Raw genomic sequence first — 14,744 nt, forward strand, 5'->3', positions numbered from 1 at the left:
ATGCCGGGGGCTGGCCGATACGTGTATGCCGGACGACCACGACATCGAGGGGCGCGTGTCGGCCCCGAAATTCGGGACCGCCGGAGAATGGGATTCGCAGGACGAGCAGAGACGGTCCCGGTCTGCCACCGGACGTGTCGCCGTCTGCGCGTTCAGCGGACGATCACGGCGTTGACGAGCCTCATGCCGGCCTGCCGGTTCAGGGCGTCGCGCAGGGCGTCGCGCTGGCAGAAGAGTTCGGAGCGCAAAACGCTCGACTGAATGCGCACGTAGAGTATGCGGCGTTCGAGCCGCAGCTCGGTCGTGAGGTCCGCGGCGCGGTCGCCCACGACCTGCCGCCACGTCTCGGGCAGCTTGCCTTCGGCTACCTTGGCCGCGACGTAAGGACGCCGGAAGAACTCTTCGAGCAGGTTGCCCAACAGCAGGGTTTTGGTCCGTCTCATGCGCCGCCTCCTTTCCGGTCCGGTCCGGCCGTCGTCCGTCCGTGCTCGGCGTCTCCGTCCGTTTCGCGTGTCGTTTCGGGCGTCCCGGCGCCGGTGGTGCGCTCCGCTTTTTCCGGCGGCGCGTTTCGGCTTTCGTCTTCCGTCGTCCGGACGTTCTCTGCACGTGCTGCGCGAGGGTTGTCCGAGGAGGCGGATTCGGGCCCGTCCGTTCGTCGGCCGGGGACGTCCGCCACCCGTGCGATGCGGCCGCCGGCAACGGTGAAGAGGGCGTAGTCGCCGCCCGCCTTGTCCAGAATCCGGCGCAGGCGCGTGGGGTTGCAGTCTGTGATGAAGATCTGACCGAAGGCGTCGTCCGCGACCAGCCGCAGCAGTTGCTCGACCCGTCCGGCGTCGAGCTTGTCGAAGAGATCGTCCAGCAGCAGGATCGGTTTCTCGCCCCGCGCGGCGACGACGGCGTATTGGGCCAGCTTCAGTGCGATGAGAAACGATTTCTGCTGCCCCTGCGAGCCGTATTTTCGCAAGGGGTAGCCGCCGATGCGCAGCACCAGATCGTCGCGGTGGATGCCCGCGGTGGTGAACTGATTGACGAGGTCGCGCTGCCGTGCGGCGACGAGCAGATCGCCGAACGGGCGGTCGTTCAGCTCCGATTTGTAGATCAGCTCCACCGTCTCGCGGTCCGAGCAGAGCGCGCGGTAGTAGGACGCGACGAGCGGCTCCAGCTCGGCGACGGCCTGCCGCCGACGGGCGTGGATGGCCGTGCCGTGCTCCGCGAGCTGACGGTCGTATATTTCGAGCATCGTTTCGTCGGGCGACATCGTTTTGAGCAGTCTGTTGCGCTCGGCCAGCACGGCGTTGTAACGCATGACCGCGGCGAGGTAGGCGCGGTCGAGCTGCGAGATGAAGGCGTTGAGGTAGCGGCGGCGTTCGTCGGCGGCGTCCGAGATGAGGGCGCTGTCGGCGGGCGAGACGATCGCCGCGGGGACCAGTCCCACGTGATCGGCCAGCCGATCGTACTCCTTGCCGTTGCGTTTGAGGACCTTGCCGCCCTTGCGCGAGAACGAGCAGACGACTCCCTCCTCGCGGCCGCCGTCGGCGGCGTAGCGGGCGTCGAGCACGAAGAACTCCTCGCCGTGGCGGATGCACTGTGCGTCGGTCATCGCGAGTGCCGACTTGCACATCGAGAGGTAGTAGACGGCATCGAGGACGTTGGTCTTCCCGGCGCCGTTGTCGCCTACGAAACAGTTGATCCCGGCGACGGGCGCCAGCTCCTCCTGCTCGATATTCTTGAAGTTGATGAGCGATAGTTTCTTCAGAAGCATGCCCAAAGATACGAATAAGTCGAGCGCAAAAGCAAATTTATTTGCATTTTGCCGAGCGGGAGTATCTAAGACGCAGTCGAAGATCCGAAAATCCGTGCGGATCTCACAATTCGCGGCGCAAATTGCCGAATTCAAAATATATTTTGTATTTTTGTGAGCTAAAAGGCAAAACTGTAAACTAAAACGATATTTTTCTATGGCAAATCAGAAAGCTGCCGAGCAGGAGACCCTCGGTTCGGCAATGAACAAAACGGAGCTTTTCTTCGAACGCAACGGCAGGACGATGTCGTACGTGCTGCTGGGGCTGATCGTTCTGGCCGCGCTCGTTTTCGGCTACCGCTCGCTCGTTTCGGGCCCCCGCGTCGAGAAGGCCGCCGAGATGATCTCCGAAGCGCAGTACCGTTTCGAGGCCGAGACGCCCGACTACGAACTGGCCCTCAACGGCGATGCCAACGGCGCCGGCTTCCTCGACGTGGTGCGCCAGTACGGTTCGACGCCGGCGGGCAATCTGGCCAAGCACTATGCCGGTATCTGCTACCTGCGTCTGGGCGATCTGGACAATGCCGCCGAATATCTGGCGAAATATTCGCCCGTCGGGGGTCTGCCCGGTTCGATCCTCAATGCCCAGAACCTCGGTTTGCAAGGCGACGTAGCGGTCGAACGGGGCGACTACGCCGCGGCCGTGAAGTTCTATGAGAAGGCTGTGAAGGCTTCCGACAACAACCTGACGGCGCCGATGTATCTGCGTAAGGCCGGCATGGCCGAGACGGCGCAGGGCAATGCCGCAGCCGCCGCTGCTCTCTTCCAGCGGATCATCGACGACTATCCCTCATCGTACGACGCACGCGAAGCCGAGAAACTGCTCGGTGCCGCTCAGAACTGATTCCGCGCATGGCGACCCGACACCATAATCTCTCCCAGTTCGATGCTCCGCTGCCTTCGGCTGCCGATATGAAGTTCGGCATCGTGGTCGCGGAGTGGAACCGCGACATCACGGAAGCCTTGCTCGAAGGGGCCGTGCGGACGCTCCGCAAGGCGGGATGCCCCGACATGAACATCGAGATCAAATACGTGCCCGGCACCTTCGAACTGACGCTCGGAACGCAGTTTTTCGCCGAATACAGCGACGTGGATGCCGTCATAGCGCTCGGCTGCGTCATTCAGGGCGATACGCGGCACTTCGACTTCATCTGTCAGGGCGTAACGCAGGGCATCACGCAGCTGCAAATCCAGTGGAACATGCCCGTTTCGTTCGGTATCCTCACGGTGAACGACCGCCAGCAGGCGCTCGACCGTGCCGGAGGCCGGCTCGGCAACAAGGGCGACGAGGCCGCCGCTGCGGCCATTCAGATGGTCAAACTCCAGATCGACATGGAGGCCGCTTCGCCCGAATCTGTGGACCGCAAGAATATCAACTAGCCCGTCCGTACCGAACAGGAGTAAGGATAAGAGAGAGGGGTGTCCCGCGTGGAATCGTGCCGGACACCCCCTCTTTTCGTATTGCGCCCCGCCCGGCGGACGATGCCTGCGGTGTACGTGCGGTTTTGTCCGGTCTGTTTTTTTACAGTCAGCCGCCTCTTTCGGCATGGGCGGCGATTCGGACCGCACGCGATGTGTCGGCGCGGTGCCCGGAGGATGTGCCGACGAGACCGAGGCGGCGCGGAGTTTCGGTGTGTCCGAAAAGGGGAAGCGGGGTAGGATCGGACGAAACCGGTGCCGCGGCAAGGGGGCGAGCGGCGAAAATCGCGCAGCCGCACGGGCCCGGCGGCGCGTATTCCCGCTGCGGCTGTCGCCCCGTAAATTCGCGATTTGCTTGCGGCTTGCCGAAAACTGTTCGGACGGAGGGGCGTTTTTCATCCGGTTTCGGGTGCGGTGCGGGCGGCCGAACGCACACGGAACTTCGGGCCGTAAGGCCCGCTGCTCTTCGCGGCGGACCGCCGGCAGTGCGGGTGCAAGGTCGGAACTTTCGGTGAGCGGTCGGAGGAGAAACGACGTTTTTCCCCGCCTCGGCGGAGTGCGAATCGCCCCCTCCCTCCGGCGTCTTGCCGGGAACGACGGCCTTCGTGCCCGGAGCCTCGTGTACGGTTCCGGGCCACCGCCTCCGCTGCTTCCTGCTCCTCCTGCTTCTGAGCGAACGTCCGGTCGGCGGGAACGATCGCGCCTTCGGTCCATTGCCGGTCCGCCACGGCGGAAGCGGAGGCGATTCCGCGGCCTCTTCCTTTCTGCGAGGGGGGCTCTGCATCTTGCCGCCGATTCGGTCCGGAGGAACGCCGGTGCGGAAAGGGATAAGTCCGTCTTTTGCAGAGGGTTGTCCGGCATGTCCCGTAATGTGAAGGCCGCCCCGCCGGAACGAATTCCGGCAGAGCGGCCTCGCTCGGTGGAGAGGCTTCGTTGTCTGCCTCGCCGTTCTCCGTGTTATCGTTCCAGCACCACGCTCACGCGGTCGAGCTTGCCGCCCAAGGGCGGTGCGAGCTTCGAGACCGTGCATTTCACGTGGCGCAGCTGCCCGAAGGCGGCGTAGAGCGCTTCGATGATGTTCGTGGCGACCCGTTCGATCGTGTGCTGCGTGATGCGCATCTGCGCACGGACGATCTCGTAGACCGTAAGGTAGTTGACCGCCTGCCGCACATCGTCGTCCGCGGCCGTGCGGCCCAGTTCGGTCGTCAGCTCCAGATCGACCGTGAAGCGGTTCCCGACCTGCCGTTCGAGGTCGTAGCAGCCGTGGAAAGCTCGGAACTCCATGCGTTCCAGTACGATGCGGTATTCCATGCTATTCGGCCGTTATGAGGTAGTAGTTTTTCTTGCCCTTCTGCACGAGCAGGTATCTGCCGGCGATCAGGTCGGCTTCCGCGACCGTGCGCTGCGGGTCGCTCACCTTCTCTTTGTTGAGCGATACGCCGCCGCCCTGCACCATCTTGCGGCACTCTCCCTTCGAGGGGAAGACGGCGGCCTGTTCGGTGCACAATTCGATGAACGGCAAGCCGAGCCGCCCGCGCGGAACCGAGTATCGGGGCACTCCTTCGAAGACCTGCAGGAACGTCTGCTCGTCGAGCCTGCGGAGCGCTTCGGAAGTCGAACCGCCGAAGAGGATCGCCGAGGCTTCGACGGCCTTCTCGCACTCCTCGCGGGAGTGGATCATCGTGGTGAGCTCCTCGGCCAGCCGTTTTTGCAGCTTGCGCAGATGAGGCGCCGCGTCGTGCTCGGCCACGAGCTCTTCGACCGTCTCGCGGTCGAGCAGCGTGAAGATCCGGATGTAGCACTTGGCATCGTCGTCGCTCACGTTGAGCCAGAACTGGTAGAACTTGTAGGGCGACGTGTAGCGCGGGTCGAGCCAGACGTTGCCGCTCTCGGTCTTGCCGAATTTGGTGCCGTCGGCCTTGGTGATCAGCGGGCAGGTGATGGCATAGGCTTCGGCCCCCAGCGTGCGGCGGATGAGCTCCGTGCCCGTGGTGATGTTGCCCCACTGGTCGGCGCCTCCGAGCTGCACCTTGCAGCCGAGGGTACGGTAGAGGTGCAGGAAGTCGTAGCCCTGCACGAGCTGATAGGTGAACTCGGTGAAGGACATGCCTTCGCCTTCGCCGCTGAAACGCTTCTTCACCGAATCCTTGGCCATCATGTAGTTGACCGTGATGAGCTTGCCCACGTCGCGGATGAAGTCAAGGAACCGGAACTCCTTCATCCAATCGTAGTTGTTGACCAACAGAGCCGCGTTCGGGGCGTCCGATTCGAAGTCGAGGAGCTTTGCGAGCTGGCGTTTGATCGCCTCCTGATTGTGCCGGAGCGTGGCCTCGTCCAGCAGGTTGCGCTCCTGCGACTTGCCCGAGGGGTCGCCGATCATGCCCGTGGCTCCGCCGACGAGCGCCACGGGACGGTGGCCGCACATCTGGAAGTGCTTGAGGATCATCACGCCCACGAGATGCCCGATGTGGAGCGAATCGGCAGTGGGGTCGATGCCGAGGTAGGCCGTCGTCATCTCCCGTTCGAGTTGTTCCTTCGCGCCGGGCATGATCGTGTGGATCATGCCGCGCCATTCGAGTTCTTCGATAAAATTCTTGGTTGCCATATTGTCCGTTCTCTTTTTTCCTGTTTTTCGTTCCGCCCCTCCTTTCCGGCTGGAGTACCGTTCCGGCCGCCGGGGGGCTTGGTATGCGTCATTCGAGCTCCAGATCGAGCGCTTTGCGCAGTTCGGCGAGGAGCGGGTTTTTCTCGGTCATGTGCTTCACGCGGTCTTCGAGTTTGATGGGACGCACGGCCTGCACCCGCTCGTTCACGGCGATCGCCAGTTCGAGCGGACCTTCGATTCCCGCCAGTTCGGCTATGCGCATCAGCATGGCCGTCTTCGACCGCAGAATCTCGTCGCGCAGCTCGTTCGTAGGCACGGTTACCGCGATCGTGTTCCCCGAAAATTCCATCAGCTCGAACGCCGCCACGAAGCGCGGACGGTGCCGCTGGATGAGTGCGAGGATTCGTTCGCGGGCCCGTTCCAGCTTCTCCTGAGCTGCGGGGTCCGCATCCGGAAGCAGCTGTTCCGCCTCGTCGGGCGTTTCGCCCGTTTCGGGCTCCTCCGCCGGTTCGTCCCCGACGGCCGAGAGCAGCTCGGAGAGCGAAGCGCCCGAGACGAGCGGCGTCCGCGACGCGGATCCGGCCGGCCGCAGAGGCGCGGCAGTGGCCGCGCTCGTCGCTCCGGCGGGCTTTGCTCCCGCAGAGATTGGTGCCGCGGCGGCGGGGCTCTCCTGCAGCGGAATTGCGTCCTGCGCATACGCCGCGCCGGATGCCTGTGCCGTCCCTGTCTCTGGCCCTGTCCCCGCCGCGGTTCGCGGGTCCGTTCCGGTTCGCCCTTCCGTCGCGGGATCGGCCGTCGGCGCCGTGTTCGCATCTCCCGGCGTCTGTCGCGTCGCGGCCGCGCTCTGCGGCGTCTGACGCGCTGCGGTCGGTGCCGAAGCCGGAGCGGCCGGTGAGAGCGTCTCGCCGGCCGCTTCCGTTGCGGCGGACGGTGCGGATGTGGCGTCGCGTGCCGTATCGGCCGGGCCGTATGGCGGCACAGCGGTCGCGGCACCCGTGTCGGGTATCCGTGTCTCGCCCCGGTCCGGAGCGGCGGGGGGCATCGTCGGTCGCTCTGCCGTCGCACTTCCCGGTATCGGCATCGGCGTCGCAGACGCCGATGCCGGCTGGGGACTTACGGCCGGGCCGACCGGCCTCCCGGCGGACACCGTGGCGGATGGTGCCTGCGGGGTGTCCGTCGCTGCGGCGGGCCGCAGCTCGGGCAGCGGGTAGCTGCCCGAGCTCAGGGAGTCATTTTTTTTTGAGCCGAGACCCGCGATCTTCATGAGCCCCAGCTCCACCAGCAGCCGTTGGTTCGACGACTGCCGGATTTTTCCGTCGAGGTCCGTCAGCAGCGCGATCGCGCCGAACAGAAACCCGACTTCGCAGGCGGCCGCCTGCGTCCGGTATCGTTCGAGCAGCGTACCGGTCATCTCGATCAGGCGCAACGACTGAGGGTTTTTCGCCACCAGCAGGTCGCGCAGGTGGCGGTTCAGGCCGGTCATGAAGGTCTGGCCCGAAAAACCCTTCGAGAGCACTTCGTCGAAGGCCACGAGCGCCGAGACATAGTCGCCGCCGAGGAGCTGTTCGGTGAGGGTGAAGTAGGTGTCGTAGTCCAGCACGTTGAGCGTCTGGGCGACCTCCTTGTAGCGGAGCTGCTGTCCGCAGAACGAGACGGCCTTGTCGAACATCGACAGTGCGTCGCGCATGCCGCCGTCGGCCTTCTGCGCGATGAGGTTCAGCGACTCGTCGTCGGCCGTAATGCCCTCCTCGGAGGCGATGTAGCGGAGGTAGCCCACGGTGTCCTCCACGCGGATGCGGTTGAAGTCGTAGATCTGGCAGCGCGAGAGGATCGTGGGTATGATCTTGTGCTTTTCGGTCGTGGCGAGGATGAAGACGGCATGTGCGGGCGGCTCTTCGAGCGTCTTGAGGAAGGCGTTGAAGGCGGCCTGCGAGAGCATGTGGACCTCGTCGATGATGAAGACCGAGTAGCGGCCCGACTGCGGGATGATCCGCACCTGTTCGATGAGCGAGCGGATGTCCTCCACCGAATTGTTCGACGCGGCGTCGAGTTCGTGGATGTTGAGCGAGCGGCCCTCGTTGAACGAACGGCACGACTCGCACTCGTTGCACGCCTCGGCGCCGTGGGGGCTCAGACAGTTGATGGCCTTGGCGAAGATGCGGGCGCAGGTGGTCTTGCCGACGCCGCGCGGCCCGCAGAACAGATAGGCGTGGGCCAGTTGTCCCCGCTCGATGGCATTCTTGAGCGTGGAGGTGATATGTCGTTGTCCGACGACCGAGGCGAAGGTCGCGGGCCGGTATTTGCGTGCGCTGACGATAAAATCACTCATAGTACGGCAAAGATACGCATAAGCGAGCGTAAAAGCAACTTTAGTTGATTTTACCGAGCGGGAGTATCTAAGGTGCCCGCCGAAGATGCGGCGAACGGCCGGCAAATGCACGCCTTTGCTGGGTGCGGAGACGAGTGTCGGTTACGTGGTCGCTGTGGCGGTCGATGATCCGGATGGCGTTGCATGGACGCCGGTTGCTGCACTGCCGGGATGCTAAATGAAAAAGGCAGCGTCCGAAGCGCTGCCCGAAAGGGAAATAGGTTTGCAACTACTTCATTCCGCATAAACCGTCGCATTTTTGGGTCCAGACCCAGCCGCACCCGTGGTAAGATTCTGTGCAGGGATCATCTGTACAAATCGTATTGCCGTCGCAGAAATCGTGGTTTTTGTTACAATTGCAGTCCGGAATTTTATTTCCCCATCCCGGACTAAAGTCCGTTTGACCTCCGATTCTTGCCGTACCCGTTTTGTTGACAATATCGTATCCTGAGGCTGCAATCGCACCGACCAGTTGCTTTGACCATCCCAATTCCGACTGCGCTTTTTCATTCCATTCGTACATAAATCGGTCGAATTTGTCGTACAATTCGTCGCTATAAAGTTTTTCCGGTTCGAATATATAGGGATTCGAGCGGATGAATGAGCGTAATTCGGCAATATGCGTGCGTTCGGCTTCCGTCCATTCAAGTGCGAGTACCTGCTGCATTTTGAGGTCCCAGAATCGTGCTTTTTGTTGAGGCGTGAATGCGATATAACATGCACGACTTACGGCAGGATCGAGTTCGTTCCACTCGGACCGCGTCATGCTGCGGACTTCGTCGAGATGTTCTTTGACCCAAGCATCGACCTCTTTGTTGCAACTGTAACTTTCCTCTTTTGCACAAGAAAACATTGATAATGAAATTATTAAGCCGTAGAATAGATAGAATTTTTTCATAAATTATAGTTTTAAAAGGTTAGTTGTTTTTTAGAAATTTTTTGACCATTGTCGTGCTTCCGAAGAAGACCGTCCGGTTGTCCCGAATGACGACGACCGCCGGAAAGCCTTTGATGCCGAGCCTGTCGGCAAAGGCCCGCGTGGTGTAGAAACAGGGAATATCGCTTTGCGAGCGGACGAAGTTTTCCTCGGCGGGAGCATCCAGCGGATTGACCGCCAGAAAGCGCATGTCATTCTGCTGCGAGCCGTATTGTTCGTACAATTGCAGGAAATCGGGGAGGTATTTGTGGCAATATCCGCAACGGTTCGTCCAGAAATAGAGCACGTAGGTTTTTTCGGGATCGAAGCGACGGGAGGCCGTTTGCCCCTGTATCTCTTTTACAGGCATCGACTCGATCGGAACCGGCTTTTGCGAACGACCGTCGAACGTGTCGTAATTCAGATAATCGATCCATTTCACAGTAATCGGATAAACACTTATAAGCAACAAGCAGCTGATTATGCCGATTGTTGTTTTCCATGTTTTCCGGTGGACCGTGAAAAACAGATAGGCGAGCAAAATACTTATCAGCCGTACTAAAAAGTCGGGCCATGATGCGCTTACTCCATGCATAAACCTACCCGGCAGATTGAGGATGGCGAATCCCAACAGGGAAGCCAGCAGGATCGTCCGGGGCCGGAGGCTTTTGCAGCGATGCAGTACGAAGCCTTCCAGCGCGAAAAGCGTCGTGAAGCCGACGATACTTGCCAAGACGTAGTGGATCATCCGCAAAGGGGCGGATGCGAAATCGACAATCAGAAATGCAAGGACGATTCCGAAAAACAACAATGTTTTTTTCATAAGCGGTTGTGATTATTCGACCTCAGCCTGAATGCGTACGATTTGCAATCCGTTGGCGGAGTTCGATTTGACATAAAGACTCAATAAGGTATACCCCTGTTTGGTTCGGGGGTCGAACCGAACCGTGATCGCATCCTGCCGATCGGGTAGTAAGGGTTGTTTGGACCATTCGGGAGCGATGCACCCGCATGATACATCGACATTGGTGATGAGGAGCGGTTTCGTCCCCGTATTTGAATATACGAACTTAATAATTTTGGGTTCGTCTTTCGATACTTTTCCTAAATCAATTTTTGCTGTCTCAAACCCGAGGACAGCTCCGCCTTCAGCCGGAGGCTGTTGAGCATGGGCCAAGAGAGAGCCTATTGTTAAAAGAATGAGGAGTGCTGTCTTCTTCATATGTACAAAGTTACCATTAGATTAAAATATAACAAAGAAATCCAATAAAAAATTGTATAATAGGTGTTTATGCGTCGAATATCAGCGAGATACGATATATGGTGTCGAAATGAAGAGTGCCTGATTTGTTTTTTCCTTTCGGGGAATCGCCTGTTTCGGGCGGGGGTATGAAATAGAAAGAAGCTGTCCGGAGTTCGTCGGACAGCTTCTTGAAATACGCGAATCCATGCGGCGGCCGAACACCGTCGACGTATCTGTCCCTCTATTCGGGAATACGACGATCGGGTCTTGGAAATTGCGGTATTCTGCGATCTGATCGTCAGTAAGCATACGCCATGTTACGCGAATCTTTGTAATCGCAACGGGCGATTCCTCGAATATATCGGCCCACTGCTGTCTGACGAAATCGTTGATCTCCATATCGAATTCGGCGCAGTCCTCCGCGATCGAACGAAGTTGCAGGGTCATGCCCGCATAAACGTTTTTCTGTGCGATTTCCGGATCGTTGGCCGTCAGACGCACCGTCTTGCCGTCCGAAGCCAAACTGTAAAGTCCGCGATACAGCAGCAATTCGCTCTCCTCGGAAGGATCGTACGGCGTCAGGTCGTACGTGTCGATCGACGAATCGTCTGTCCGAAAGGAAAAGACGCCCAGAAGGGATCGTCTGTCGGTGTCCCAGTGCAGAGCGGCTAACGACGATTTTCTGTCGACGATCTCTTCTCCGTTTTTCTCGTAGATAAAAGATTCGGTCGAACTCCAATATTTTCCGTCGATGACCGTTTTGAGTTCGAGAGACTGAGGGTCGGGAGCGGGAGCGGGTTTGTCGTCGCTGCAAGCGGCAGCCAGCAGTACGACGGCTGCCAGCCAACCGAAAAAATAAGAGGTTTTCATAGAGGCGGAATTTTTTGATGAATTTTTCGATTTATTCGGGGAACACGACGATCGGGTCTTGGAAATCGTGATATTCCGCAGCCTTTTCTTCGGTAAGCGATTTCCAAACCACACGGATCCCTGTGATCGGCGCGACAGCCTCGTCCAGAATAGGCGCCCAATCCTTCCGGACGAATTCGTTGATATCCATGTCGAATTCGACGCGATCCTCTGCCAAAGAGCGGAGCCGCAAGGTCATGCCCTCGTAAATATTTCGCCCGGCAGTCTCCGGATCGTTGGCACTCAACCGAATGGTATTCGCGTTCGGATTCAGGAAGAGGCTGTAAAGTCCGCGGTAAACCAATAACTTCTCGCCTTCGGAATCGCCGGTATAGGGTGTTACATAATATTTATCTATGGCCGTCCCGTCTTCGCTGCAATGGAAAACCCCCAAATAGAGGTCCGGATAGAATGCAAGCCCCATATCGGCCCGGAGATCCTGCAACGAAGTGATTGTATCGACTTTTTCTATTCCATCCGTAATGTAAGTAAAGGAGGAGTCCGAGACCCAGTATTTCCCTGCGATCACACTCTTCAGTTCGAGTTTGGGTTCCGGCTGCGGGATCGGATCGTCGTCGCTGCAAGCGGCAGCCAGCAGCACGACGGCTGCCAGCCAACCGAAAAAATAAGAGGTTTTCATAGAGGCGGAATTTTTTGATGAATTTTTCGATTTATTCGGGGAATACGACGATCGGGTCTTGGAAATTGCGGTATTCTGCGATCTGATCGTCAGTAAGCATACGCCATGTTACGCGAATCTTTGTAATCGCAACGGGCGATTCCTCGAATATATCGGCCCACTGCTGTCTGACGAAATCGTTGATCTCCATATCGAATTCGGCGCAGTCCTCCGCGATCGAACGAAGTTGCAGGGTCATGCCCGCATAAACGTTTTTCTGTGCGATTTCCGGATCGTTGGCCGTCAGACGCACCGTCTTGCCGTCCGAAGCCAAACTGTAAAGTCCGCGATACAGCAGCAATTCGCTCTCCTCGGAAGGATCGTACGGCGTCAGGTCGTACGTGTCGATCGACGAATCGTCTGTCCGAAAGGAAAAGACGCCCAGAAGGGATCGTCTGTCGGTGTCCCAGTGCAGAGCGGCTAACGACGATTTTCTGTCGACGATCTCTTCTCCGTTTTTCTCGTAGATAAAAGATTCGGTCGAACTCCAATATTTTCCGTCGATGACCGTTTTGAGTTCGAGAGACTGAGGGTCGGGAGCGGGAGCGGGTTTGTCATCGCTGCAAGCGGCAGCCAGCAGCATGACGGCTGCCAGCCAACTTATGTTGAATTTACTTATCATAAAGCATCCGATTTTAATAAAGGCGATAGTTTATTATATTATTGTAATAATTGTAGTTATTTTTAAAGGTACCGAAGGCATAAAGGCCATCCCCATCACCGTTCCAACCGTAGTTGCAATATACATAATCCGCAATATACTCTTCGCCGGCGGGTGCTGCCGATCGAGTTTTACGCATCCAGCCGTCGATTAACCACGCATGTCCTCCCGGTTGTTCATACCACCCGTCGGAGCCCTCCATAAAGATCGGAATTTTTTGATAGCAAATCATCGGACGGATGTAACGGTCTGCGTATTCGGTCATAGGCATTTTCAAAATAGGATCAGTGTCATAAGGGTAATCTTCGTAATAGGAACACGGAACTTTGACAATTTGCGGATTCGTATATATTCTGTTCATGGCCTGTGATTTCATGAAAGCAAGAACGAAATTTTTTCCAGAGATCGATTCGTATATCCCATAATCCATGTCCACTGCCAATCCGACTTCGTGGATAAATCGTGCCGCGTGATCCTGTATATCCGCAGGTGCATCCGCCAGGTCTTCATATCCTGCTGCAGCGTCCAACTTCGTCCAGTCGAGCGGCATGCCGGTGATGCTGCGAGGGCCTTTACCGAATGTTTTGTGGTTATGCAGTAAAATTTGTGTCATGGCAATGGCTACACAACCGGCTTTGCACAACTGTCCTGCATCATTGATGCAATATTTGTTATATAGGCTGTCGGTATCGAATTTGGTACTTCCCTGCCCCCACTTCGTCTTCACGAACGAGGGCTGGTGCTCCTCGATGACCCATTCGCCCGAAATGCGGGCTGCGGGCGTCGGATCGTCCGCCGAGCGCAGGATGTAATTGGCCACGAGCGCATCGACATAGGTCGGCGTGTCGACCTGTTCGCCGCTGTCGACGTTCCGTTTGGCCGCAACCAGTGTCCCCGGCGTCATTTCGCCCTTGCCGACGATGGCCACGACCGACGGCAGATGCGGATCGGCGCCGAGGATGGCATAGCCTCCGTCCGCGAAATTGACGATGTAAGCGAGCGAATCCCCGCCCTCTGCGGCGTCGCTGCGGGTGGCGGCGCCGAAGTCGCTGCGGCGTAGTACGGCGATGGTTTCCGCATCGAATGCGGCGCTGCGGGTGGAGTTGCGCATGGCTCCCAACTGCTGCCGCAGATCGGAGAGCGCCTCTTGTATGGGGGTAGCCTCTGTGGGGACATGTGTCGTTCGAGAAGACGTTTCGAACGATTCTTCGTTTCGGGTACATCCTCCCGCTGCCATGGACAGGAAAACGGGGAGGAAAAAGAGAAACTTTTTCATAGGCGTTTTTTTAGGTGTATACAAATATAATACTAATTTCGGTAAGTCCGGTAAGACAATCGGCTTGAATCGTATCATACCCGGGCTTAAAACCGACAAAATGACACGATGCCGTCCGGTTTCGATGACAGGATATGACATTCCGGCTCCGAATCTGTCAGCGTGTCGTGCGAAGGGCGATTGGCAGGCGTTTTGCGGAGGATGAGGTTGAAAACCGGAAAATAACAAAAACAGAAAAAATATGAATATCAACAGTTTGACAATTAAAGCGCAGGAGGCGCTGCAAGGTGCGGTGTCGCTTGCGAAGCAGCACGGACAGCAGGCCGTGGAGCCGATGCATCTGCTCGCGGTGCTCGTGCGCGAGGACGATTCGCTCGCGTCGTTCCTGCTGGGGCGCGTGGGCGTCAACGTCCGCGGTCTGCGCGACGAGGCGTCGCGTGCCGTGGCGTCGCTGCCGCGCGTCGAGGGCGGCGGCGATCCGTTCTTTTCGACCGATTCGTCGAAAGCGATCCAGCGGGCCGTGGATTTCACCCGCAATTTCGGCGACAAATACGCTTCGGTGGAGCACCTGCTGCTCGGTCTGATCGCCGAGAGGGGTGCGGCTGCGGATCTGCTCAAACGTGCGGGCGCCACCGAAAAGGAGCTGCTGGAGGCGATCCGTACGTTCCGCAAAGGTGCGACGGTCGATTCGCCCACGGCCGAGAAAGAGTTCGATGCCCTCGGGAAGTATGCCGTCAACCTCAACGAGATGGCCCGCTCGGGCAAGCTCGATCCCGTGATCGGCCGCGACGAGGAGATCCGGCGCGTGCTTCAGATTTTGACGCGACGCACGAAAAACAACCCGATCCTCGTCGGCGAGGCGGGTGT

15 protein-coding genes are annotated in these 14,744 nt (G+C 58.6%); 3 read left to right on the forward strand and 12 right to left on the reverse strand.

The genetic code is table 11. The annotated features are described in order from the left end of the window. Nucleotides 1-152: 152 nt before the first annotated feature. Both BN3659_RS11175 and recF read right to left on the reverse strand, forming a co-directional pair. Nucleotides 153-443 (reverse strand): DUF721 domain-containing protein, encoded by a 291-nt coding sequence (locus tag BN3659_RS11175; protein ID WP_224757881.1) that lies wholly within the window; start codon nt 441-443, stop codon nt 153-155. Continuing rightward, nucleotides 440-1,762: a DNA replication/repair protein RecF gene (recF, locus tag BN3659_RS11180; RefSeq protein WP_091537047.1), complete on the reverse strand. Its 1,323-nt coding sequence runs from the start codon at nt 1,760-1,762 to the stop codon at nt 440-442. Before recF ends, BN3659_RS11175 begins: the two co-directional genes overlap by 4 nt. 196 nt (nt 1,763-1,958) lie before the next feature. Here recF and BN3659_RS11185 point away from each other — a divergent pair, with 196 nt between their 5' ends. Together BN3659_RS11185 and ribH are read left to right on the forward strand one after the other, a co-directional pair. After that, nucleotides 1,959-2,645: a tetratricopeptide repeat protein gene (locus tag BN3659_RS11185; protein ID WP_091537022.1), complete on the forward strand. Its 687-nt coding sequence runs from the start codon at nt 1,959-1,961 to the stop codon at nt 2,643-2,645. Nucleotides 2,646-2,653: 8 nt separating this feature from the next. Next, entirely contained in the window at nt 2,654-3,181 is a 528-nt protein-coding gene (ribH, locus tag BN3659_RS11190; RefSeq protein ID WP_091537024.1) for a 6,7-dimethyl-8-ribityllumazine synthase, read from the forward strand. Nucleotides 3,182-4,177: 996 nt separating this feature from the next. Here the strand turns inward: ribH and folB are convergent. The 10 genes from folB to BN3659_RS11240 all read right to left on the reverse strand — a co-directional run bounded on the left by folB (nt 4,178) and on the right by BN3659_RS11240 (nt 13,877). Further along, nucleotides 4,178-4,531, reverse strand: coding sequence for a dihydroneopterin aldolase (folB, locus tag BN3659_RS11195; protein ID WP_091537026.1), 354 nt, complete (start codon nt 4,529-4,531; stop codon nt 4,178-4,180). A gap of 1 nt (nt 4,532) precedes the next feature. Beyond that, nucleotides 4,533-5,825 carry a tyrosine--tRNA ligase gene (gene tyrS / locus BN3659_RS11200; protein ID WP_091537028.1) on the reverse strand — a complete coding sequence of 431 codons (1,293 nt, stop codon included), beginning with the start codon at nt 5,823-5,825 and terminating at the stop codon, nt 4,533-4,535. An 88-nt stretch (nt 5,826-5,913) separates the two neighbouring features. Beyond that, a complete protein-coding gene (gene dnaX / locus BN3659_RS11205; RefSeq protein WP_091537029.1) occupies nt 5,914-8,154 on the reverse strand; it encodes a DNA polymerase III subunit gamma/tau in 2,241 nt (746 codons plus the stop codon). Nucleotides 8,155-8,422: 268 nt separating this feature from the next. After that, on the reverse strand, nt 8,423-9,091 hold the full coding sequence (locus BN3659_RS11210) for a bacteriocin fulvocin C-related protein (protein ID WP_091537031.1): 669 nt from the start codon (nt 9,089-9,091) through the stop codon (nt 8,423-8,425). Nucleotides 9,092-9,110: 19 nt separating this feature from the next. Further along, nucleotides 9,111-9,932 carry a TlpA family protein disulfide reductase gene (locus tag BN3659_RS11215; protein WP_091537032.1) on the reverse strand — a complete coding sequence of 274 codons (822 nt, stop codon included), beginning with the start codon at nt 9,930-9,932 and terminating at the stop codon, nt 9,111-9,113. Between the two features lie 12 nt (nt 9,933-9,944). Further along, on the reverse strand, nt 9,945-10,331 hold the full coding sequence (locus BN3659_RS11220; RefSeq protein ID WP_091537034.1) for a DUF1573 domain-containing protein: 387 nt from the start codon (nt 10,329-10,331) through the stop codon (nt 9,945-9,947). Between the two features lie 81 nt (nt 10,332-10,412). Then, complete coding sequence (locus BN3659_RS11225; protein ID WP_091537035.1) at nt 10,413-11,222, reverse strand: hypothetical protein; 810 nt, start codon at nt 11,220-11,222, stop codon at nt 10,413-10,415. A 31-nt stretch (nt 11,223-11,253) separates the two neighbouring features. Further along, a complete protein-coding gene (locus BN3659_RS11230) occupies nt 11,254-11,901 on the reverse strand; it encodes a hypothetical protein (protein ID WP_091537037.1) in 648 nt (215 codons plus the stop codon). A gap of 31 nt (nt 11,902-11,932) precedes the next feature. Continuing rightward, nucleotides 11,933-12,562, reverse strand: coding sequence for a hypothetical protein (locus BN3659_RS11235; protein ID WP_141682574.1), 630 nt, complete (start codon nt 12,560-12,562; stop codon nt 11,933-11,935). Between the two features lie 13 nt (nt 12,563-12,575). Continuing rightward, a complete protein-coding gene (locus BN3659_RS11240; RefSeq protein ID WP_171847760.1) occupies nt 12,576-13,877 on the reverse strand; it encodes a C10 family peptidase in 1,302 nt (433 codons plus the stop codon). A gap of 241 nt (nt 13,878-14,118) precedes the next feature. On the opposite strand from BN3659_RS11240, the gene BN3659_RS11245 reads away from it, so the two are divergent. Continuing rightward, on the forward strand, nt 14,119-14,744 hold a 626-nt coding region (locus BN3659_RS11245), incomplete at its 3' end, for a Clp protease N-terminal domain-containing protein (RefSeq protein ID WP_317041656.1).

The organism is Alistipes sp. CHKCI003 (genome assembly GCF_900021155.1).
In the GTDB taxonomy this organism is placed as follows: domain Bacteria; phylum Bacteroidota; class Bacteroidia; order Bacteroidales; family Rikenellaceae; genus Alistipes; species Alistipes excrementavium.

Bases quoted from the DNA above. Each gene is read 5' to 3' on its own strand.
- BN3659_RS11175 (WP_224757881.1), bottom strand. From the start codon at position 443: ATGAGACGGACCAAAACCCTGCTGTTGGGCAACCTGCTCGAAGAGTTC.
- recF (WP_091537047.1), bottom strand. From the start codon at position 1,762: ATGCTTCTGAAGAAACTATCGCTCATCAACTTCAAGAATATCGAGCAG.
- BN3659_RS11185 (WP_091537022.1), top strand. From the start codon at position 1,959: ATGGCAAATCAGAAAGCTGCCGAGCAGGAGACCCTCGGTTCGGCAATG.
- ribH (WP_091537024.1), top strand. From the start codon at position 2,654: ATGGCGACCCGACACCATAATCTCTCCCAGTTCGATGCTCCGCTGCCT.
- folB (WP_091537026.1), bottom strand. From the start codon at position 4,531: ATGGAATACCGCATCGTACTGGAACGCATGGAGTTCCGAGCTTTCCAC.
- tyrS (WP_091537028.1), bottom strand. From the start codon at position 5,825: ATGGCAACCAAGAATTTTATCGAAGAACTCGAATGGCGCGGCATGATC.
- dnaX (WP_091537029.1), bottom strand. From the start codon at position 8,154: ATGAGTGATTTTATCGTCAGCGCACGCAAATACCGGCCCGCGACCTTC.
- BN3659_RS11210 (WP_091537031.1), bottom strand. From the start codon at position 9,091: ATGAAAAAATTCTATCTATTCTACGGCTTAATAATTTCATTATCAATG.
- BN3659_RS11215 (WP_091537032.1), bottom strand. From the start codon at position 9,932: ATGAAAAAAACATTGTTGTTTTTCGGAATCGTCCTTGCATTTCTGATT.
- BN3659_RS11220 (WP_091537034.1), bottom strand. From the start codon at position 10,331: ATGAAGAAGACAGCACTCCTCATTCTTTTAACAATAGGCTCTCTCTTG.
- BN3659_RS11225 (WP_091537035.1), bottom strand. From the start codon at position 11,222: ATGAAAACCTCTTATTTTTTCGGTTGGCTGGCAGCCGTCGTACTGCTG.
- BN3659_RS11230 (WP_091537037.1), bottom strand. From the start codon at position 11,901: ATGAAAACCTCTTATTTTTTCGGTTGGCTGGCAGCCGTCGTGCTGCTG.
- BN3659_RS11235 (WP_141682574.1), bottom strand. From the start codon at position 12,562: ATGATAAGTAAATTCAACATAAGTTGGCTGGCAGCCGTCATGCTGCTG.
- BN3659_RS11240 (WP_171847760.1), bottom strand. From the start codon at position 13,877: ATGAAAAAGTTTCTCTTTTTCCTCCCCGTTTTCCTGTCCATGGCAGCG.